This window comes from Arthrobacter sp. HMSC06H05 (assembly GCF_001807395.1).
GTDB classification, from domain to species: Bacteria; Actinomycetota; Actinomycetes; order Actinomycetales; family Micrococcaceae; genus Pseudoglutamicibacter; species Pseudoglutamicibacter albus.
The window spans coordinates 200,529-222,808 of the sequence record NZ_KV788977.1 but is presented as its reverse complement, the minus strand read 5'-3'; the positions used below and the strand labels follow the sequence as shown (position 1 = coordinate 222,808).

The window sequence follows — 22,280 nt, the reverse complement described above, 5'->3', positions numbered from 1 at the left end:
ACGCATCGGGGCGGGCATCCAACAGGATGCCCGCCCCGAAGCGTTAACCAAAGAACTAAAACAGTTACATATCTGCGCGCTGATGCTCAGGGTAGTGCGCTTCACGCCCGTGAATGAAACGCCACAAATGACCCGTCACGACTTTCTCCAAGCGTTCAAGGGACTCCTCGTTTGAAGCGTGGTGCGTCACCGCAACGCCACGTTCCGGCTCGCACACCAGCAACGTGTAGTTCGACTCATCGGGCGTTGTGCCGTCATCAGTGAAAGCCAGCCTTGTGCCAGCCTCAGCATCGGAACTTACGAAACGTGCACGGTCAGGCCCGCCATCCGGGTCAGGCTTGACCCGGGTCAAGTGGGACAGCAGCTGCTTTACGTAGCGTTCGGGCCGCTCGGTCTCAACGAAGAGGGAGGACGTCAGCACGGGTTCACCTCAATGAGATAGGAGTCTTGCTGGGATAAGACTGGGTACGGAAGCTCGCCGCTGGCACTGCTTATGCCTGCGTTGAGGCATTAACTAGGCGTTGACGGTCAGCTGATCCGATTCATCCAGCCATTCGCTGGTTTGTGGGCGCAGGGATTCCTCAACCGCGCGGGCGTGGTGCGCGCAGAACAACAGCTGCCCGCCGGAAGCCAATGTGGCGCGGATGTAGGCTTGAGCGCCGCAATTATCGCAACGATCAGCGGTAGTGAGCTCTCGAGTTGCTGTCGCGTTCATAAGATCCTCCTATAGCTAACGCAGAATCTGTAGCTACTTACTGTAACCATGCGAGCCCAGAACACAGTCCCGCGGCGTGCCGAATTTCACCACTGGCGTATCCAGGCCTGTAGTGCGACTCGGCTATGCGACTTTAGTTGCACTTCCTTGACGCTACCGAACCTTATTCTTGAAGTGTAGGTTCCTTAGGGTAGAGGGCCTCACAAGAGGCTACATAGAAGTTCTCACCAGATTCAGTACAGTTCCCTGCGAAAGGCATTATCGTGTCCCAGCGATCCGAGTATTCGGCCCGCCATTTGTCAGTCCTTGAAGGGCTTGAGGCGGTTCGTAAACGCCCGGGCATGTATATCGGCTCAACCGATTCGCGCGGCCTCATGCATTGCCTGTGGGAGATTATCGATAACTCGGTCGATGAGGCTCTGGCTGACTTCGCCTCGACAATCACCATCACGATGCACGCGGACGGTTCAGTCGAAGTGTCCGATGATGGCCGCGGCATCCCGGTGGATGTTGAGCCTCGCACGGGGCTCTCTGGCCTGGAAGTGGTCTTCACTAAGTTGCACGCTGGCGGTAAGTTCGGCGGCGGTTCCTACACCGCATCAGGTGGTTTGCACGGTGTTGGTGCATCCGTTGTCAACGCGCTCTCATCGCGCCTGGACGTCGAGGTTGACCGGGGTGGTAAGACCTACAGGATGCAGTTCCGCCGCGGAGAACCAGGCGCCTACACCGATAAGGGGCAGCCGAAGCCCGATGCCCCGTTCACCGCTTACAGTGAGCCACGGCAGCCCGAGGTGGTTGGTAAAGCTAAGCGTGGGGTCACTGGAACTCGGGTCCGTTATTGGGCCGATCCGCAAATATTCACCCCGGATGCCGCGTTCGATGTGACCGCTCTTGAGCGTCGCGCCCGCCAGACCGCGTTCCTGGTTCCGGGCCTGCGCATCGTGCTGCGTGATGAACGCCGCCTTCAACAGGCTGACGGAACCCGCGCAGAGGTCACTGAAGAGGTCATGCAGTATGACGGCGGACTTGTCGAGTTCGTTGATCACCTCGCCGTGGACGCTTCCGTAACTGATACGTGGAAGCTGCAGGGCAGCGGTACCTTCACGGAATCCGTGCCGGTCCTGGATGAGCAGGGGCATGCGAGCATGCAAGACGTCGAGCGGACCTGCGATGTTGACATCGCGCTACGTTGGGGGATCGGCTACGACACGACCGTGCGCTCTTTCGTCAACATCATCGCGACCCCGAAGGGCGGCACGCACCTTGCCGGATTCGAAAACGGGTTGACGCGCGCTGTTCGTGACGCGATCAAAACGAATGCGCGCCGGCTGAAAGCAGGCGATGATAAGCCTGATAAGGAGGACGTGCTGGCTGGGCTGACCGCGGTCGTGACTGTGCGTTTGGCTGAGCCGCAGTTCGAAGGCCAAACCAAGGAGGTTTTGGGTACATCCGCGGTGCGCCAGATTGTTTCCCGTGTGGTGACGCAGGGCATCAAGGAGAAACTTTCAGCGCGGGGCCGCCAAGATAAGGCGCAAGCCACGGCCGTGATGGAGAAGGTCGTCAACGAGATGAAGTCCCGCATCTCGGCGCGCAAACATAAGGAAACTCAGCGGCGCAAGACCGCCCTGGAGTCCTCATCGTTGCCGGCGAAACTTCTGGATTGCCGCACTAAAGACGTTGAGCGTTCCGAACTGTTCATTGTTGAGGGTGACTCCGCGCTCGGCACCGCGCGTTTGGCGCGTTCCTCGGAGTTCCAGGCCCTGTTGCCTATCCGAGGAAAGATCCTCAACGTTCAGAAAGCCTCGGTTGCGGACATGCTCTCTAACGCTGAGTGTGCAGCGATCATCCAGGTGGTTGGGGCGGGTTCTGGCCGCACGTTTGAACTCGATCAGGCGAGGTATCAGAAGGCCATCATCATGACGGATGCTGACGTTGATGGCGCTCACATCCGCACGCTGTTGTTGACGCTGTTCTACCGGTATATGCGCCCGATGGTCGAGGACGGCCGTGTCTACGCCGCTGTCCCTCCGTTGCACAGGATTGAGATTGTGCACCGCGGCTCAAAACCGAATGAGGTGCTCTACACCTATTCGGAAGCTGAACTGCACCAGGTTTTGAAGCGCATCGAAGAAGAGGGCCTGTCCTATAAAGAGCCAATCCAGCGTTATAAGGGCTTGGGCGAGATGGACGCAGAGCAGCTAGCGGAAACAACCATGGACCGGCATACCCGCACACTACGCCGAGTGCGACTTGAAGAAGCGTCATCAGCCGAGCGGATCTTCGACTTGTTGATGGGCTCAGATGTTGCACCGCGGAAGGAATTTTTGATCGAATCTGCCGACCGACTTGAGAAGGAACAGATCGACGCATGAGCCCCATAAAACCCCTTTTTAACAAGCTGTTCAACAAACGCGAGGAACGTCTACCGTTGACGCCCAACGGTGTGCTTCCCGAGGGTGAGTACTACACGCTCTTATGGGGCATCGCTGACTCGTACGGCGGTATGACGACCGTCTCACTTGAACGCACGAGCGCGTTCGCTCGCGAAGACAACCGCTACGTCACGATTCTGACGTTTGACCCCAAGCTGGATCCGGAAGAACGCGGCGAACGTTTGCGTTCCCAGGGGTTCCTGGATGAGCGTGTCCAGATCCGTAACGTGTGGCATGACCTGCGCGCCTGGCCAGATGCGATGCTGCAACGGATGGCCGGTAAGCAGAAACCGGACCAAGCAAGTGCATCGGACATTCTGGAAGCGCCTGCTAAAAAGCGTGACCGACGCGGTATTAAGTTGGAGCGCCGCAACGCTGAAGGGAAGCTGCTACAACGCGACTTCTATTCCGAGCAGGGCAATATTGTGCTCAGTGACCGCCTCGATATGAAAACCAAGGGCGAGCCAGCCGGCAGGCGCCTCGCCCTGTTCAACAGCAACGGCGAGGTCATCGCTCAGTGGACTTCCGCGACCAGCATGTATATGGCCTGGATGGACGTCGTACTTGATGGCAAACGCAGCTACATCAACGTGGATTCGGCATTCGCCGCTAACCTATTCCACCGGTACCGCCGCAAGAATGTGGTTGTGACGAGCGTTCTGCACAACAACCACTTGGCGCGTGATCCCAAAGTTGAGGGGGAGCTGTATAGGAGCAAGTTCCCGCTGTTCAAAAACATCGGCGCCTACGATGCTTTGATCACGCTGACACAGAATCAACGCCGCGATCTGATTGAGATCGGCTTCCCAGCCGGGAACTTGCACCGTATCTCAAACCCCACCGAAGACCTCGACGGGGATACCGAAAAGCCTCGTGATCCGCGGTTCGGGGCGACGCTGGCGCGGCTGGTTTCGGTTAAACGCGTGGACCACAGCATCAAGGCGGTAGAGCTTGCAGGCCACGACGTCCCGGGACTCAAGCTGGATATCTACGGTGAAGGCGATGAACACGATTCTCTGGCTGACCTGATCGAAGAGTCAGATACGTCGGCAACGATCACGTTGAAGGGACACGATCAGAAAGCCAAAAAGGTTTATCTGGACGCCTCGTTCAGTCTCTTGACGAGCGTTTTCGAAGGCCAAGGGCTCGTCGTGCTCGAAAGCATGTCTGCCGGCTGCATCCCGATCGTCTACGACATCAAATACGGGCCAGCCGAAATCATTACCGACGGCGTGGACGGTTTCCTAGTCCCGCCCGGCGATGTTGAAGCATTGGCCCAAACGGTGGCCAAAGTGGCAACCATGAGCCAGGAAGAACTCACCACGATGAGGAGGGCGGCCCGCAAGCGTGCCGCAGACTTCTTCGAGCCAAACATTGTGCGCGAATGGGGTCAGGTGCTCGCTGAGTTACCCTTCGGTGCGATCAACCGGGCGGCCTTCACCGCCAACGCTGAATCGGTCGAGTTCACCGGCGCGACCGAAGCGGAGCCCGTGGGCATCGATCCAGAGGGTTCATTCGAGGTCAAGATCAAGGTTGAGGCCACTGAACGCGGGGAAGCCATCGATGTGCCTGAGCTTGAGGATCTTGCGCTCGCGTGGACTTTCCGTGGCACTAAGCTCTACCGCCGTGTGCCTGCGCGCATCGAAGGCGATACCGTAACCGCTACTATCCCGATGGAAACCTTCGCACGGTTGCCGAAAGGCGTTGTCGACTTCAGCCTCGTGTTCCGTACCGGACGGCGCCTGTATCAACCACGCGTGGCAGCCGGCAACGTGAAGCTACCGCTGGATTCCGGCCGGATGCGAGCCTATTCAACGGAACAGGATAATCTGAGCGTCCGGCTCCGTGCGGTTGAGTCAAGCGACAGCGCTGCAGCCTGATCTAGGTCAACCTAGTGGTGGGTCGGCCCGCCTACTGGGGTAGAGGTCTACTAGAGCACAGGTTCACTGAGTCCAGGTCTTGAGCCGTTTGCCGGTTGAGGCGGCTGTGGACCAGTGCCCTAGAAGCTGGTCGTTGATCGCATCCCACGTGCGGTCCGCGACCGCTTCGGAGCCTGCCTGCGCGATCTTCGCAGCCCACTCTGGCCTGGCCAGAAGCTCTTCGACGTGGTGCCGTAGCCCTATCAGATTCCCGTGCTCGTACAGCAGGCCGGTTATCCCGTCTTCGATCAGGTCAAGCGGCCCTCCGGCTGCGACCGAGACGACCGGGACCCCAGCGGCCTGGCCCTCCTGGACCACCTGGCAATAGGTTTCGTACGGGCCGGTGTGGACCAAAACATCGAGCCCTGCCATAGCCGCCCCGACCGTGTGCGCTTGCTGCAGGCCCATCATGTGCGCCCCAGGCAACGCGGCGGCAGCCAGGCTGCGAGCTGGGCCGTCACCGATCACGGCGAGATCCGCATCGAGCCGTGCCCGCGAGGCTGAACCGCCGTGTGTTCCTGCGCCAAGTAAGACTGCGAGGTCTTCGACCTGCTTCTCGGGAGCTAACCGGCCCACGAAGCCAACGATCGGGCGACCGCCCATGCCGATCCCGTGGCTGTTCCACCAAGTGCGGCCCTCCGCGCGGCGGGAAGGGGAGAAATTCGCGTGGTCCACGCCGCGTCCCCACATGCGCAAACGGCCAACGCCTAATGCACTCAACTGTTGGGCTGAAGCCGAACTTGGCACCAGGTTCGTGTGCGCGCGGGAATGGATGCGACGCAACTGAGATAGAGCAAGGGTGCGCAGCGCCTCGACACCGTAGCGGCTCACGTATGCGGGAATATCGGTTTGATACGCCGCGACGATAGGGATACCCAGGCTCTTTGCGGCAGAGGTTCCAGCGTGCCCCAGCCACATGGGGGAGGCCGCGTGGACCACATCGGGGTTGAAGCGGGAAATGACCGGCCGCAACGCGATGTTGGTCACGGTCGAGGCCGTGAAGCTGTTGTAGCCGGGGACAGCGAGTGCGGGGACCTGATACACGTCGATGCCTTCGATGCGCGTAAAACGTGCAACCCAGGAGGGCGTGGAGGATGGTGCGATGACGAGTACGTCGTGGCCGGCATCACGGGCGTGATGGGCGGCTCGTCTGGCTGTATTCGATACGCCGTTGACGTGGGGTGGATAGGACTCGGTGATAATGCAAATCCTCACGCTTTGATCTTCGCTGAGCTAGGTTGCTTGAGGCTCAGTTCGATGTGAAAGATGCGTGAACTTTTGACCCGCAGCGACGGGCTGTGGACGGGGCGAGTGACGCCGCGCACACGGGTTATCAGTGAATTGCATGGGGATCTATGCAGCAGTGGGCATAAACGTATATGTGAGGTATGTCATGGACGCACTCGAGGGAAGCTACAAAGCGGAAACATAGGTAGAAAAACCCTATAATTAGCAGTTAATAGGGCATCCAGCGTTGCCTGCTGATCATGGCTCTACAACTTGTAGAAATCAGCCGTGATTATTAGCGTGGAGCTGTCTGGATGGACAGGTTTCTAGACCTGTTGAACCTCACCTTCATGCGAGAGGACGGGCTCCACTATGGACCCAGTATTAGATCCGGTCTTGATCGGCCGGTGGCAATTCGGTATCACCACCGTCTATCACTTCTTGATGGTCCCTCTAACCATTGGTCTGGGTGTTCTTGTAGCTACACTTCAGACGCTGTGGTACAAGACGGGCAAGGAGCAGTATCTGCGTTCCACGAAGTTCTGGGGAAAGCTATTCCTCATCAACTTCATCATGGGTGTTGTCACCGGTATCGTCCAGGAATTCCAGTTCGGTATGGCCTGGAGCGAATACTCCAAGTTCGTCGGTGACGTCTTCGGTGCCCCGCTCGCTATGGAAGCGTTGCTGGCGTTCTTCGTCGAATCCACATTCCTTGGCTTGTGGATCTTCGGCTGGAAGCGCCTGCCGAAAGGTTTCCACCTCGCAACCATCTGGATCGCGGCACTGGCCACATGGCTGTCCGCCTACTTCATCCTCGTCGCAAACTCCTTCATGCAGCACCCGGTGGGCGTTGAGCTCATCGATGGACGCGCCGTGATGACTGACCCAGTTGCGGTGTTCACTAACAACACCGCGATCGTGACCCTGATCCACACGATCTTCGGTTCCCTCGCTGTAGCCGGTGGCTTCCTGCTCGGTATCTCCTGGTTCCACCTCTACCGTCGCCGCCGCGACGGCATCGACACCGTGGACGCCAAGGGCTACGTCGTGGTGGGTGAAGACCCAGCCAAGGGTGCCGGCCGCGATAAGACCGACTACAAGGTGTGGCGCAGTTCCTTCCGCCTTGGCGGGTGGGTTGCCCTCGTCGCTTTCTTAGGTGTCGCATTCTCGGGCCACTCTCAAGCTCAGCTGATGATCTATCAGCAGCCCATGAAGATGGCTTCCGCGGAAGCCGCATGCCACGACGGTACCGGCTTCTCCGTTTTGTCTTTCGGTGACCTCGGCTCCGACGGTAAGACGACCTGTGAGAACGTCACCACGACCATCGAAATCCCTGGACTGCTTTCCTTCCTGGCTCACGACAACTTCACGACCCCGGTCAAGGGCGTGAACACGTTGATCCCTGAATACCAGGAGAAATACGGAACCCACCTGCCGGATAACCCGATGTATGGCAAGTACGCGGGTACCGAGATCGACTATCAGCCGATCATGGCTGTGACGTACTGGGGCTTCCGTCTCATGATCACCTTCGGTGGCCTCGCAGCAGTTGCTGCGGCCGTTGGCTTGTGGCTGGGACGTAAGGGCACGGTCCCGGATAATAAGTGGCTCTCGCGTTTGGCAGTACTTTCGATCGGTGCCCCGTTCGCCGCGAACAGCGCTGGCTGGATCTTCACCGAGATGGGCCGCCAGCCATTCGTGGTCGCCCCAGCACCGGACGGTAACGACGGCGTGTTCATGTTCACCGCCGCAGCACTGTCCCCAGGGGTCAGTGCGGGCGAGCTGTTGACATCGACGATCCTGCTGACCGCCGTCTACGGCGTGCTCGCAGTCGTTGAATGCGTGTTCCTCTTCCGCTACGCACGCGGCGGCACACCGTCCGCGATGCCGGAAAATGACCACAACTACGATCCGAATATCGACGAGCACAACGACGACGCACCGAAGCGTAACGCTGACGACGACGTCCTCGCGTTCGCGTACTGATCACCTGGACACTGAGGAATAAACACCATGGAATTTTTACCAACTCTCTGGTTCATCCTGATTGCCGTCCTGTGGATCGGTTACCTCTTCCTTGAAGGGTTCGACCTCGGCGTCGGAATGCTGTTCAAATCGTTTGCGAAGAACGAGCGCGACCGCCGCGTTATGCTCAACACGATCGGTCCGGTGTGGGACGGTAACGAAGTGTGGCTGCTGACAGCTGGTGGCGCGACCTTCGCTGCGTTCCCGAACTGGTATGCGGCACTGTTCTCCGGCCTGTACCTACCGCTGACGCTTGCGTTGCTCGCACTGATTCTGCGCGGTGTATCGATCGAGTACCGCGGTAAAACCAATTCGGCACGTGGCCGAGCTTTCTGGGACTGGTGCATGGCTGGAGGATCGTTCCTCGCGGCGTTCTGTGTGGGCGCGATGCTCGCACTGACCTCAACCGGTTTGCCACTGGATGCACACGGCAACCGTGTGGGCCACGCATTCGTATGGCTCAACGGTTACGCCGTGCTCGGCGGTCTCGCAGTGGTTCTGTTCTCCTACGTCCACGGTCTCACCTTCGTTGCGCTCAAGACCGATGGCGACATCCGCCAACGCGCAGAAGCTCGTTTGGCGCGCATGTTGCCGTGGGCTTTGATCCCGGTGGCTGCGTGGGCTGCTGTGGTTGTGGTCGGTACCGGAACCACGTGGGCCTGGGCACCACTTGTACTCGCTGTTGTGGGTGCGTTGGCGGCAACCTTCTTTGCGTTCAAGCGGCGCGAAGGCTGGACGTTCATTTCACTCGGCGCCACCCTGGTTACTGGTGTCGCCGCGATCTTTGGCAGCCTGTTCCCGAACGTGCTGCCATCCACCGTTGACCCAGCGTTCAACCTCACGATCTACAACGCGTCCTCGACCGAGAACACGTTGCTGATCATGTCCATCGTTGCGGCGATCGGTGTCCCGATCACTCTCGCATATCAGAGCTACACCTACTGGGTGTTCCGCAAGCGTATTTCGGCGCACCACATTCCGCCTCAGCACTTTGTCACGAGCGTGGTGTGATTCTTGCGCCCTGAATTGCCTCAAGGTACCTCTCGCGGTGCTCTTCTGGCGCTCGGGGCCGTAGCGGCGGCTCGCGCCGTCGGGTTGATCGCGTTGATGTCCGCACTCGCGGCGGGCATCGCGCACGTGGCGGCAGGCCACCAACTCGACGTCGCGAGCCTTCTGCTATACGGCCTCGGCGGCGTTGTCCTGCGGGCCACGGCTACGTGGGCCTCGCGCGTGATCGCGGTGCGCGCGGCAGTTGATGTCAAAGAGTCGCTGCGAGCCCGGCTCGTTGAGCACCAGCTCAACAATGCAGGGGCAAGCAACAACGCCGGGGCAGGCGAATCCGGTGGGGTAGCGAAAGGAAGTGCTACCAGCCACAGCGAGGCCTCCGCGACGGTTGTCGCTTCCCGCGGGCTCGATGGCTTGGATTCCTTCTTCCGTGACTATCTGCCGGCCCTCGTGGCAACCGCGGTGATCCCACTGGCCGTGTTGGCCCGTGTTGTGTGGGCGGATTGGGTTTCCGCGCTCATCATCGTGTTGACGATCCCGCTCGTGCCAGTGTTCATGGCGCTGATCGGGTGGCATACCGAAGAGCGCATCCAGCAGGCCCAAGACGGGTTGGACCGTCTATCGCATCACCTCAGTGAGCTCGCGCGCGGGCTGCCTGTTCTCGTAGGACTGCGCCGCGCCGATGCTCAGCGGCGCGCCCTGTTCGATGTTTCGGAGAAATACCGCCTCAGTACCGCTAAGACTTTGCGCGCGGCGTTCATGTCTTCTTTCGCGCTTGAGTTGATCGCGACCATCTCGGTTGCGTTGGTTGCGGTGTTCATCGGTGTGCGGCTTGTGTGGGGCCAGTTGAGTCTTGAAGACGGCCTGGTCGCTTTGATGCTCGCCCCGGAGGCCTACATGTCCTTGCGGGCCGTAGGTGCCAGCTTCCACGCATCCGAAGACGGGGTCGCGGCCCTCAAGCGCGTCAACGCGTTCCTGGAGCAGGAGCCCGTGAGCGATTCCACGGAGGATGCACCCGCCGGCCCGCGCACGGCACATGGCTTGCACACAGCGCCTGCGGCCCCCGATGCTGGCGTCTCGGTGAGCGGGCTACGGGTGGTCCGGGGTGGCGGGCGTGAATCCGTGGGGCCGGTGACTTTCGACGCTCTGCCGGGGACTGTCACGGCTCTGGCCGGGCCTTCTGGTTGCGGTAAGTCCTCGGTGCTCGCTGTGCTCGCCGGGGTCGCTCACGCGCAACCTGCCACGGCTTGTGAGGGCCGTGTCGCAGGCCTCGACGTGGTGAGCGGAACGGAATCCGAACCGCGCGATGCCGCGCAGCCGCGGCCTAGAGGTGTCGCGTTCCAGGCGCCGAATTTTTCGCAAGAGACCCCGCGGGCTGAACTAGCCTTAGCGTTGGCCGAACCAGTCCAGCTAGGAGCTACCGCTACGGAAGCGGGCGTTGATGGCCTTGGCGAGGATGTGGCCGCGCTGTTACCAAGCCACGCGTGGGATCGGCCGATCTCGGAGCTTTCGCCGGGGGAGAAGCGCCGGCTTGCGGTGATGCGGGCGGTCACGAATCTGCGCTCGGCACGTCAAGCCTCGAGCGCGGCGCGCGGCACGGCCACCGGCGGAACACGCGACGGGCAAACAGCTGGCCTGCTGGTTTTGGATGAGCCGACGGCCCATCTTGACCCGGTCTCGGCCCAGCGCGTACGGCAGCTGATCCGGGCAGAAGCAGACAGCGGCAACATCGTGGTGATCGCGACCCACGACCCGGCCGCGAGGGCGATCAGTGATGCCTCCCTCACCTGGGAGAGGGCAGGAGCCGAACCCATCTACACCGCAGGGACACCAGCGGAAGCGCTTCCGGGGCGACCCGTCGGGCACGGCGTTGCCCAGGCCAACGCTGTCCATGCCAACGGTGCCAAGGATGCAAAGGACGCCGACGACGCCGGCGCTGTGACAGACTCCACGGGCACGTTCCCGAAGCAAGCGCGAACCACCGGCACGCAACCGGCGAGTACGTCGCGTCGGGGCCTTCCGTGGCGGATCCTGCCGTGGGGTAAAGCCGCTCTATGGGGTGCGGCGGCACTTGGTGCGCTATCGGTCCTGTCCGGCGGGGCGCTCACGGCGGTGTCCGGTTGGCTCATCGTCTATGCCTCCCAGCAACCGCCCATCATGTACCTCATGGTTGCGATCGTGGGTGTGCGCTTCTTCGGTTTGTTTCGTTCCACGCTGCGCTATGCGGAACGAAACATGACACACAACGCGGTGCTCGCGTGGGCTTCACGGCTCCGCGTTGCGGTCTGGGACGCCCTAGGCTCCAATATTCTGGGTTGGCAGCGGCTCAACCGGCCAGGTGGGGCGGCGGGCACGCTCATCGCTGAGGTCGATGAGATTCGCGATACGGTCCCGCGCGTCATCGTCCCGATCCCGGCGGCGGTCGCTGCGGTGCTCGCAACCTGTTTGGCGTCCTGGCTCGTGATCCCGTCTCTGGGGTGGATGTTGCTCACGCTGCTGGTGTTAGGGCTTGTGGTTGCCCCACTCATCACGCTAGCGGTTGAGCGCAGGGCTACAGCCGTCATGGCTGAACACAGGGTCCGGGTCGCCGAGCAGACCGGTCGCATCATGGCGGCAGCCCCAGACATCGCGGCACACAACGCGGTGGCTCGTCACGTTGCGTGGTTCCGAAGTAGCGATGAGTTGGTCAGCCGCGCGGTACGTCGCGAGGCGCTCGGCTCGGGTGTGGGGGAGGGGCTCGCCTCCCTCTTGGGTGGGTGCGCCGCGATGGCCGCGCTCGTACTGGGTGCCGCCGCAGGCGCTGATCCGCGACTGCTCGCGCTCGCGGTGTTGCTGTTGCTCGCGGTTGATGAGCCGCTCGGCCAGCTCGCTGAAGCGCTGCGACAGGTACCGGTGCTCAGCTCGATGCTCGCTTCAGTCGCCCCATACCTGGAGAACCGTTCGGTCTCCGCTATCGAGACTGAACCAGAGCCTCATGAAGAGGCGCCGGCCGGTGCTGATGCCGCGCATCGTGTGGATGGTGTGCGTGTGAGGGGCCTGAGTGCGGCTTACGCTTCAGAGGATCCGCCGGTGTTCGGGCCGGTCTCAGGTGGGGTCGAACAAGGCGAAATGTGGGCCGTCACGGGGCCTTCAGGTTCCGGTAAGTCCACGATGATCGCTGTGATGCTCGGTTTCCTCACGCCCCGCACGGGCACGGTCCAGGCCCGTACGGATGGCGCGTGGGTCACCCTTGCCCAGGCCCCCGATGCGGCAGCTGGCTCCCCAGGGAACGTATCCGAGGCGGCTTTGGCTGGCCTCGCGTGGTGTCCGCAGGACGGGTACGTGTTCGACTCCACGGTGCGCGGTAACCTCGCGCTTGGCCGCGATAAAAGTAATCCGGTCTCGGATGCGGAAATGTACGCGGCTCTAGAGCGGGTAGGCCTGGGGCCGTGGGCCGCTCACCTGCCCGACGGCTTGGATACCCTCACCGGTGCTGGCGGCAGATTCATGTCTGGCGGGCAACGGCAACGGCTCGCTGTGGCTCGAACACTGCTTGCTGGTGCGCGCGCGATCATCCTCGATGAACCGACCGCCCACCTTGGCGAGGACGAAGGCCAAGCCCTCATCGACGATGTCCGCTCAGGCGCCCACGACGTCGCCCTGGTGCTGGTGACCCACGATCAGGAGCTGGCAGCCCAGGCGGAGAGCATCACGCGGCTATAACGTCCACGCAGGTTTGCTACTTCTCTTTGTTCCCGCGTAGGTCCACCCGGTTGCCGGGTTCGATCGATACGCCATCGTCATCGAACGGCAGCGAATCCATCTCCGGCTGGACCGGGGCACGGCGTTGCGATGAGGCGGAACGCCGCGACGGCGCCGGTTGCTTCGTAGCTGGCTTGACCGACTCAGTCTCGGCAGTGTCAGCCGCCGCAGTGTTTGTCGCCGCAGTGTTTGCCGAAGCGGTGCCAGCTGCGGCTTCAGCGCCGGCCGCAACCGCATCGTCGGCCGGCTTGAGCGCAACCGAAGAACTAGCCGGGCCCATGATGTCGACGGCTTGTGTCAACGGGACACCGGAACCGTCGCGGCGGCCGTATTCCAGCGGCAACGCGCGGGCCATGCCGCCCTTGGAAGCGCCACGAGCAGGGCCAGCACCAACCCACGCGGCCACAAGGTGGTCTTCGCCCTTGAGGAACCGGTGCGCGCGAACACCCATCGTGCCGCGACCCTTCGCCGGGAACTCCACCAGTGGCGTGACTTTAGCGGAACCGCCCTCGGCACCAGGGAGCGGTTCAGGGCCGTCCGCGATCGTGACCGCCACCGCATCGGCCTCGTTCAGAACAACACCGAAGAACACCGCGGTATCTTTAGCCCCCAGCTTGATGCCGGCAACACCGCCACCGGTACGGCCCTGCGGGCGGACCTTATCCGCGCCGAAACGCAACAGCTGAGCCTCACGCGAAACGAACACGAGCTCCGCGGTATCGGGGCACGTGGCGGCGCCGATCACCTCGTCGCCGGCCTTCAACGTGACCGCAGGCCATTCATCGGTTGTGACTGGGTAGTCCGGGTTCACACGTTTCACAACGCCGTGGGCGGTCCCCAGAGCGAAAACCTCATCCAGCGGGAGCGCGGCGATGATCTTTTCTCGGCGCTCAACAGCCATGAACTCGGTCGCGGCCACACCATCACCCAGTGGGACACCGTTAGAGCCAGGCAGAACCTGCGGGATCTCAACCACGCTGATGCGCGCCATCCGTCCCGTGTTCGTGAGCAAACCGATGTGGCCGCGCGCGGTTGTCGGCACAAGGGAAGCGATCACGTCATGGCGGGAACGCCGCTGACCCAAAACCTCGTCCCGGCCGTGTGTGCGCACCAGCTTGCCGGTGGCAGAGAGCACAACGAAACACTCGGTGTCAGCAACCTGCATCGACATCGGCTTCTTCGCCGAGCCCGCGCCCTCATCCGGCTCCGGCATCACCGTGCCAGCCAGTGGAACATCCTTCGGTTTAGCCATCAGAACCGTGCGGCGAGGGGAGTGGTGGCGCTTAGCAACCTCGGCGAGCTCACCGGAAACCAGCTCACGCAGTTTCGCATCCGAACCGAGGATCCCCTCGAGGTAAGCGATCTCCTCTTCAAGTTTCTTCTTCTCAGCCTCAAGCTCAACCTGAGAGAACTTGGTCAGCTGACGCAAACGCAACTCAAGGATGTGATCAGCCTGCGGCTCGGATAGCGAGAACCGCTCACGCAATGCGGCGCGGGCGCTCGCGGTGTCCTCAGAGTCTCTGACAATCCGGATCACCTCATCGATATCGAGGATCGCAATCAGCAAACCCTCAACCAGATGCAACCGATCCTTGCGTTTAGTGTGGCGGAACTGGGTGCGGCGGCGCACCACATCCAGACGGTGATCCACATACACCTGCAGCATCTCAAGCAAACCGAGCTGCCGCGGCTGGCCATCCACCAACGCAACGTTGTTGATGCCAAAGGAATCTTCCATCGGCGTGTGCTTATACAAAGCCGCAAGCACGGCGTTGGGGTTGAAGCCGGTCTTCAGCTCAATCACCAGACGCAAACCGTGGTGCCGGTCCGTCAGGTCCACAACATCGGAGACACCGGTGAGTTTCTTCGCATCCGCGGCGTCCTTGATCTTCTCGATGACCTTCTCCGGGCCCACACCATAGGGCAGCTCGGTGACCACCAGCGCCTGCTTGCGGGCGGTGACCTTCTCCAACTCAACCTTGGCGCGGGTCCGGAACACGCCGCGGCCCGTCTCATAGGCCTTCTTCACCCCATCCAAGCCCACGATGGTCCCGCCAGAAGGCAGGTCCGGGCCCGGGATGAACTTCATGATGTCTTTCAGGCTCGCATCAGGGTTCTCGATCAGATGCCGTGCACCAGCGATCACCTCGCCCGGGTTGTGCGGGGCGATATTGGTGGCCATACCCACCGCGATACCGGAAGAACCGTTGACCAAAAGATTCGGGAAAGCTGCCGGAAGCACTTCCGGTTGCACAAGCCGGGAATCATAGTTCGGAACAAAATTGACCACGTCCTCATCGAGGTCATCGGTCATATCGATCGCGGAATCAGCCAGCCGTGCCTCCGTATAGCGGGCAGCGGCCGGACCGTCATCGAGCGAGCCGAAGTTACCGTGCCCATCAACCAGCGGCAAACGCAACGAGAACGATTGCGCCATGCGCACCATCGCATCGTAGATCGCGGCATCACCGTGCGGATGCAGCTTACCCATGACCTCGCCGGTCACACGCGCGCTCTTGACGTGGCCCTTGTTCGGCGCCAGGCCCATCTGCCGCATCATGTAGAGGATGCGGCGCTGAACCGGTTTGAGGCCATCGCGGGCATCCGGCAAGGCACGCGAATAGATCACCGAATACGCGTATTCGAGGAAGGACGCCTCCATCTCGCTGGTGACATCCACATCGATGATGTGTTCCTCAACCTCTTCCCACGCAGCCTTCGCTTGCGCGGCCGCTGTTCCCTTGGAACGCGTTGCGCCTTTGGAACTCTTCGACGAGGTCGCCATGCTGTCCTTCACTCACCGTTGATTTGTCTTGTTTCGCGTGCATGCTAACCATCGCAGCTGGCGGGCGGGTTCCCAAAAATGGGAAAAGTTCACCCAACGCTCAGATGATCACGCTATATTCACTTTATGGCCTCCGTAGCGCAGAACCCGGGATCTGACACTCCGTCGACGTATCCATCGCATTGGGAAGCCGATGTGGTGCTTCGCGACGGCTCGACCGCCCACGTGCGTCCTGTGACGCCCGCGGACGCTGATGGTTTGCAGCAAATGCATTCCCAGCAGTCTGAACGATCTATCTATTTGCGTTACTTCACGTATAAGTCCAAGCTCACCGATAAAGAGCTGCGGAACTTCACGGAGGTTGATCACTATAACCGTGTGTGCCTCGTGGTGGAGCGGCGCAACGAGATTGTAGGTGTTGGTCGTTTCGATCGGCTCGGGGCCAAGTTCGGCGGTAGCGAGTCAGAGGCTGAGGTCGCGTTCAACATCCGCGATGACTTCCACGGCCGTGGCCTGGGCTCGATTCTGCTTGAACACTTGGTGACGGCGGGCCGTGAGTTGGGTATCGAGCGTTTCACAGCGGAGGTTCTTCCGGAGAACCGTGCGATGCTCACGGTGTTCATGCAGGCCGGTTTCGATATTTCGCGGCGTTTTGAAGACGGCGTTGTGATGGTCGATTTCCCGATCGACCCTACGGATCGTTCGCGTGAGGTCATGGAGGCGCGCGAGCACCGTGCTGAGGCGTTGTCGCTGGCTGCTTTGATGCGTGCTGAATCGGTTGCTGTGGTGGGTGCGATCAACAAGCCGGGTTCGGTGGCAGGTGCTGTTGCGCAGAATATCCGTTCGGCAGGTTTCACGGGGACGCTGTACTGCGTTGACCCGTATCTTGACAAGCTCGAAGCCCTCGATTCGTCCGCTGGGGATGAGGCGGTGGCTTCTGGCTGTGTTGCCTCGCTGCGAGATATCGAGGCATCCGTCGATGTGGTGGTTGCCGTGCAGCGGCCTGCTGATGTGATGGAGGTTGTTGAGGATGCCGCTGCGGTGAATGCCCGCGGTCTTGTGGTGATCTCGTCTGGTTTCCACACTCCTGAAGCGTTTGAGATTCAGCGAAAGCTGGTGCATGCGGCACGTAACTACGGTATGCGCGTGATTGGCCCGGCATCGCTGGGTTATGGCAATAATGCTTCCGATGTGCGTCTGCACGCATCTGTTTCCACACCGGTATCGCCTGCTGGCGGGGTTGGGCTTTTCAGCCATTCGGCGGCTTCCGGGATCATGCTTGAAGCGGCCGCTCAGCGCCGTGGCATCGGTATTTCTTCTTGGGTCAATTCCGGTAACCGCGCGGATGTTTCAGGTAATGACCTGATGCAGTACTGGGAAGATGACGAAGCGACCAGCGTGGTCGCGATGTATCTGGAGAGCTTCGGTAATCCGCGTAAGTTCACCCGTTTGGCGAGCCGTCTTTCAGCGACGAAACCTGTGATTGTCGCGAAGTCGGAGACGATGGGCCTGGTCTTGCCTCCTGGGCATGCGGTGCGTCAGCTCGGCGCCCCAGTGGGTGTGGTGGACGCGATTTTGCGGCAGGCCGGCGTTGTACGTGTCGCTACGCAGGACGAGCTCATGGATACCGCGCTGTTGTTCTCTACCGCCGGTGTTCCGAAGGGTAATAAGGTCGCGCTGGTTTCTAATTCGGCGGCACTTGCGATGACGGCGGCGGATTTGGCTGGCCAGAACGGCCTAGAGGCTATCAGCACGGATTCTTCGCTGTTGCTGGCTGGTGTTTCGGACCCGGCCGCGCTCGTGACGGAAGCGATCCAGAAGGCACTTGAGAACGACGAGGCCGACGCTGTAGCTGTTGTGTTGCTTCCCGCTGTTGGCGTGAATCATGAGGCGCTCGCCGACCGGGTCGCTGAGAGCCTCGGCTCTACTGATAGGCCGGTTGTCGCGTGCCTGATCGGTGTTTCGGGTGCTGAGACTCCAGGTACTGACCGGGGCGGGCGCGTCACGGTGTTTGCGACCTTGTCCACGATGTTCAGAGCACTGGGGCACGGCGCTGAGTATTCGGCGTGGCAACAACGCGATTGGGGTGTTCCAGCCCCGCCGGAAGGCATCGATATCGCGGCGGCGCGTGCCTTGGTTGATAAAGCTGTCGAGGGTATCGAGGGTACCGGGATGGGGCGGCTTTCCGCTGATGAGACCGCGGAGCTTCTGGGCCACTACGGTTTGACGGTGGTTCCGGCCACGACCTTCGAAGACGTCGAAGAAGGTGTGGCTGCCGCTAACGAGTACGGATATCCGGTTGCGCTTAAGGTCGCCTCGGGGCACCTTCGGCACCGCATGGACATGGGTGGAGTCCGGCTGGGCATCACGTCTGAGGAGGAGTTGCGCCAAGCGGTTGAACAGATGCGTGAAGACATCGCGGTGACGCGTGAAACACGGCTTGAAGTCCAGCCGATGGTGGACCGCGGTCAGGCGTGCACGGTGATTTCGATCGAGGACCCGCTGATGGGCCCAGTGGTTTCGTTCGGTTTGAGCGGAGATGCCGTGGATCTGCTCGATGACTGGGCGCACGCGACACCTCCGCTTTCACCGGGAATCCTTGAGGACATGGTGTCTAGGCCTAAGACCGCGCAGAAGCTGACCGGCTATCACGGGTTGCCGCACTTCGATACCGAAGCGCTCAAAGACACTCTGCACCGCATCTCCGAGTTGAAGGAACAACACCCGGAGGTTGTGCGGATGGAGTTCGTCCCGCTCCAGGTCATGGAAGACGGCGTTGCGGTGCTCTCTGCGGCGATTTATGTGGGGAACCCGGATCAGCGCACCGATTCGGCACGCCGCTCGATGAGCATCCCGCAACGCTAGCGAGTCCACGCATGCTTAGCCCGGCACATAGACTGGGGTCTATGTCTGATACCTCGTCTTCACTGCCGGCTGATCAAGCGCTGCGTCTGGAACTAGAGCGGGCCGGGTTCTATCCGGACCTGACTTTGGACATCGTTAACGAGGAGCTTGAGGGGGCGGTGCCGCGTCGTCATTATCTGCATCTTGAGACGCACGTTGAGGCGGTTGAGGTTCACCGGCATGCGATCGTTTTGGTGCTCACTGACGCAGAGCTGATCATTCTGCATATCGATGACGCGCAGTACGCGGCTGATGGCCAGCCGATCGCGACGTTCTCGGTTGAGTCGGTTCCGTTGCAGCGTTTGCATACCGTGGTGCTTTCGGGTGTTGTTGCGCGGCCTGCCGAGTATAAGCCGGGGCAGTCGCCGCGGGAGCTCACGTTTTCGCTTTCATGGTCAGGCAGTGCCCGAGCCGAGCTCGCTCCGGCACAGTGTGGTGACCCTGAATGCATCGCTGATCACGGCCTCACGGGGCAGCTGAGTAAGGAAGACCTTGCGATGCGTGTTTCAGCGGATGCCGATGGCCAGAAAGCGCTCGATGCGGCCCGCCAGTTCGCTAGGGATGTTCGGCGTGCGTGCTCTGCCGCTGCCTACGGGCGGACGTGGTAAGCGCTATGACTGATTTTTCGATCCCACAGTTCGGTCGCGGTGCTGATGCTCACGGCGGCGTGGATGCGGACGCTCAAAGCATCCCCGCAGGTGATACTGAGCTGCCTGCGGCCCCAGATTATGGCCGCGGAACCCTGAACATGGTGGTCCCAACGATCGATGCGGCACTGTCGGCATGGCATGGCGTCGTGCCTGTGTGTTCGGCGTCTTTCAGCGAAGCGAACGCTGCCGGGCTGATCCCGGGGCTTGAACCCGCTCGCCGGGCGGTCATGGTCATGGTTGATGGCCTTGGTTCTGAGCTGATCGAACGTTACGGCGGGCACGCCCCGGTGATCCGCCAGGCGATGAAGCATGAAAGCTCGCGGACGCTATCCACGGTGTTCCCGACCACGACCGCCGCGGCCCTGACAGCGATGGGCACCGGGCTCGCCCCAGCTGAGCACGGCATCGTGGGTTATGACGCGGTGGCACCGGATCCTGCAGGGGGCCGGCGTTCAGTCAACCAGCTGGGTGGTTGGCCGGAAGATCTTGACCCGGGGCAGTGGCAACCGAATCCGACGTGTTTCGAGCGCATGGAGGCCGTGCGCCGCGTGGTGACCGTTTCGCGGGATAAGTTCGAGCACTCAGCGCTGACTCGTTCTAGCCTGCGCGGCGGAGAGTTCGTGGGCGTGACTACACCACATGCACGCGTTGCCGCTACGTTGGCTGAGCTGAAACACAAAGACGTGTTCGTGTACCTGTACTGGGACGACCTCGATAGAGCCGGCCACGCCTACGGTGTCGCATCAGAGAAGTGGCGGCATGAGCTTGAAGAGCTCGATGCGGCGATGGGCCGGCTGATCGCTAAACTGCCTGCGGATACGCTGGTGGTTTTGACCGCTGATCACGGGATGGTGGATATTCCGCGGGAGGGGCGAATCGATTATTCGCAGTTCCCTGAGCTGATCGATGGGGTCGAGCTGACGGCGGGGGAGCCTCGCGCGGTTCAGCTGCATTTTGAACAGCACACTCCGCAGGCTCAGCGCGATGCGGTGGTTGCGGCGTGGAAGGAACGCTTCGGGGCGGATGCGTGGATTCTCACGCGTGAGGAATACGTTGAGCTCGGCTGGTTCGGCGCTTCGTTCCGTGACGGGGTGTTAGAGCGTGCCGGTGACGTTGTGATTGCCGCGCACGGCCCGATCGCCCTCTATGACGGGCGGAGGGTTTCGCCACACGCGTTCCAGATGATCGGGCAGCACGGATCGCTCACTGAAGCGGAACGTCGGATCCCGTTCGCCGTGCTCGCGCAGCCCTAATGGGGGCGGGTCCAGCCTGAGGCCCGCCTAGCTGAGTCGGGGTTATTCTTCGTCGGGGTGGCGGGCGCCGCGACCGAAGACGATCTCATCCCAGGACGGCATCTTGGAGCGGCGCTTCCGGTGGGTGGTTTCGGCATCCGTCTCGCCCTCGGCTTCAGAGGCGCGGCCGTGGCCGGAGTTGCGTGGATCGCCCCACAGTGGATGCGGTTCAAGATTGCTGCCGCTGTCCTCGTTCTTCGCCCGAGACCGTCCCGCGGCTGGGTCTGGGACGCGGCGTAGCGGCGGGAAGGAGACGTTCTTGATGTCTGGCAGGTGTTGGCCGTCAGTGCGGTCCGGGGCTTCGCCGTCAGCGCCGGAATGTTCGCGGTCCTGGTGGCTTTGGGCGATGAGGTGGGCTAGCGCATCGTCACCTTCGGCGTCCTCGCCTACACGGGTTCCGCGGCGGCGGGTCAAAACATCGAGCAGCTCTTGATCCGAATCGTCCTTGCCCGGCGCCGTATCCGGAGCCGAGGCGCCGGCGTCTTCAGAGCCCGCGTTGGAGCCTGTGGCGGCAACGGGGCGGGGGATTTCACGCAAGGGGCCGTCTTCGACGTTGAACGGTTGATCAGGCTCATCAGCGACGGGCACAAGCCGGCGCGGTGGGGCAGAGAAGTCCCACGGCTCCCATTCAGAGAGCACCTGGGCCCAACGGTTCCGGTTCTCCAGGTGGCGGCGGGTCGGGTGGAAGATCCATTCAGCCGGCGGTTCACCGCCCACGTTGGGGGCAGTCTCAGGGAGCACGAAGTCCGCGATGACGGTCCACGCTCCAGCATTGACCTTCCAAGAATCCCAGCGCAGCGTTTCAACGTCGATCCCGTTGGCACGTAAGCGTGCCCGCACCATGTCACCCAGGTTGGCTGGGTTGTCGCCGAAAGCGGCACGGTAGCCCTCATTGTTTTGAGGCGCGGAAACCTCGATGGCCTGGGCTTGCTGTGCCCGGTAACGGCGTTCGGCCAAGATAGGGCCTTCGTAGCTTTCGATCAGCTTGATGTCAGTCCCAGTCTCCTCGACGAGCTGCTGGGCTGTCGCTCCTTCGCGGATGCGGGCCTGGATTTCCCGTGGCCTGAGCGGGCGCGCCTCGGGTGCACGCCGTGTAGCCGCCGCGGAGCCAGCTACGCCGGAGCTTGGGCCTGCTGTGCCGGAGGCGGAGGCAGTGCCACCGGAAGTGCCAGTGGCGGATGCGGCTGAACCCGATGCGGTGGCCGCGGAAGAAGCGTCGGAGGTTCGAGATGATCTCCGCGAACCGACGTTGTTCTGTGTGCTGGTTTTCTGCTTGTCAGCTGCCGGCAAGCGGTCACGCCCAAATGCGATACCTGCCTCCGTGACAGTCACATTCGGCCCGGTGGTGGGCGTTTCCGTGCTGTTGGATTCGGCGCTGTGCTTGCCTGTTTTAGCGGGCTTGCTTGTGGTGCCAGGCTTACTTGCGTTGGTGGAGGTCGGTGATGTGAGATCTATTACGACATCGAGAAGTTCGTCATCGATGGGGAGGCTGTATTCGTGACCGTCGGCATCGCTTAGGTACAGCGTCGCGTTTGCCGCGTCAACGCGAATCACGCGAAGATTACGCATGTTTCCTCCCGGTGGG

Annotated in this window: 13 protein-coding genes; 8 read left to right on the top strand and 5 right to left on the bottom strand. The window is 61.5% G+C overall.

Translation table 11 applies throughout. The features are described from left to right. Positions 1 to 64: 64 nt before the first annotated feature. Positions 65 to 421, bottom strand: coding sequence for a DUF2218 domain-containing protein (locus HMPREF3160_RS03535; protein ID WP_070490494.1), 357 nt, complete (start codon positions 419 to 421; stop codon positions 65 to 67). 93 nt (positions 422 to 514) lie between these two features. Then, a complete protein-coding gene (locus tag HMPREF3160_RS03530; RefSeq protein WP_070507090.1) occupies positions 515 to 715 on the bottom strand; it encodes a DUF7455 domain-containing protein in 201 nt (66 codons plus the stop codon). A 263-nt stretch (positions 716 to 978) separates the two neighbouring features. On the opposite strand from HMPREF3160_RS03530, the gene HMPREF3160_RS03525 reads away from it, so the two are divergent. Together HMPREF3160_RS03525 and HMPREF3160_RS03520 are read left to right on the top strand one after the other, a co-directional pair. Then, complete coding sequence (locus tag HMPREF3160_RS03525; protein WP_035754514.1) at positions 979 to 3,087, top strand: DNA gyrase/topoisomerase IV subunit B; 2,109 nt, start codon at positions 979 to 981, stop codon at positions 3,085 to 3,087. Beyond that, positions 3,084 to 5,027 (top strand): glycosyltransferase, encoded by a 1,944-nt coding sequence (locus HMPREF3160_RS03520; protein ID WP_035754516.1) that lies wholly within the window; start codon positions 3,084 to 3,086, stop codon positions 5,025 to 5,027. Before HMPREF3160_RS03525 ends, HMPREF3160_RS03520 begins: the two co-directional genes overlap by 4 nt. Before the next feature lie 63 nt (positions 5,028 to 5,090). Here HMPREF3160_RS03520 and HMPREF3160_RS03515 read toward each other — a convergent pair whose 3' ends face one another. Next, positions 5,091 to 6,281 (bottom strand): glycosyltransferase family 4 protein, encoded by a 1,191-nt coding sequence (locus HMPREF3160_RS03515; RefSeq protein WP_070507088.1) that lies wholly within the window; start codon positions 6,279 to 6,281, stop codon positions 5,091 to 5,093. Between the two features lie 384 nt (positions 6,282 to 6,665). Between HMPREF3160_RS03515 and HMPREF3160_RS03510 the strand changes: the two genes are divergently transcribed. From HMPREF3160_RS03510 to cydC, 3 genes are read left to right on the top strand one after another with little or no spacing between them, the layout of a single operon-like run. Further along, a complete protein-coding gene (locus HMPREF3160_RS03510) occupies positions 6,666 to 8,279 on the top strand; it encodes a cytochrome ubiquinol oxidase subunit I (protein WP_035754520.1) in 1,614 nt (537 codons plus the stop codon). A gap of 27 nt (positions 8,280 to 8,306) precedes the next feature. Further along, on the top strand, positions 8,307 to 9,329 hold the full coding sequence (gene cydB, locus HMPREF3160_RS03505) for a cytochrome d ubiquinol oxidase subunit II (protein WP_070507086.1): 1,023 nt from the start codon (positions 8,307 to 8,309) through the stop codon (positions 9,327 to 9,329). Between the two features lie 3 nt (positions 9,330 to 9,332). Next, positions 9,333 to 13,025, top strand: a complete 3,693-nt coding sequence (cydC, locus tag HMPREF3160_RS03500) for a thiol reductant ABC exporter subunit CydC (RefSeq protein ID WP_070507084.1) — start codon at positions 9,333 to 9,335, stop codon at positions 13,023 to 13,025. A gap of 16 nt (positions 13,026 to 13,041) precedes the next feature. On the opposite strand, the gene HMPREF3160_RS03495 is transcribed toward cydC, so the two are convergent. Next, complete coding sequence (locus HMPREF3160_RS03495) at positions 13,042 to 15,849, bottom strand: DNA gyrase/topoisomerase IV subunit A (protein WP_070507082.1); 2,808 nt, start codon at positions 15,847 to 15,849, stop codon at positions 13,042 to 13,044. Positions 15,850 to 15,975: 126 nt separating this feature from the next. On the opposite strand from HMPREF3160_RS03495, the gene HMPREF3160_RS03490 reads away from it, so the two are divergent. From HMPREF3160_RS03490 to HMPREF3160_RS03480, 3 genes are read left to right on the top strand one after another with little or no spacing between them, the layout of a single operon-like run. Continuing rightward, the gene (locus HMPREF3160_RS03490; RefSeq protein WP_070507081.1) at positions 15,976 to 18,714 is read left to right on the top strand and encodes a bifunctional acetate--CoA ligase family protein/GNAT family N-acetyltransferase; all 2,739 of its coding nucleotides are present in this window, start codon (positions 15,976 to 15,978) and stop codon (positions 18,712 to 18,714) included. 41 nt (positions 18,715 to 18,755) lie between these two features. Then, positions 18,756 to 19,361: a DUF5998 family protein gene (locus tag HMPREF3160_RS03485; protein WP_070490477.1), complete on the top strand. Its 606-nt coding sequence runs from the start codon at positions 18,756 to 18,758 to the stop codon at positions 19,359 to 19,361. Positions 19,362 to 19,366: 5 nt separating this feature from the next. Beyond that, on the top strand, positions 19,367 to 20,656 hold the full coding sequence (locus HMPREF3160_RS03480; RefSeq protein WP_083285386.1) for an alkaline phosphatase family protein: 1,290 nt from the start codon (positions 19,367 to 19,369) through the stop codon (positions 20,654 to 20,656). Positions 20,657 to 20,698: 42 nt separating this feature from the next. On the opposite strand, the gene sepH is transcribed toward HMPREF3160_RS03480, so the two are convergent. Further along, complete coding sequence (gene sepH, locus HMPREF3160_RS03475) at positions 20,699 to 22,264, bottom strand: septation protein SepH (RefSeq protein WP_070507079.1); 1,566 nt, start codon at positions 22,262 to 22,264, stop codon at positions 20,699 to 20,701. Between the last annotated feature and the right edge of the window lie 16 nt (positions 22,265 to 22,280).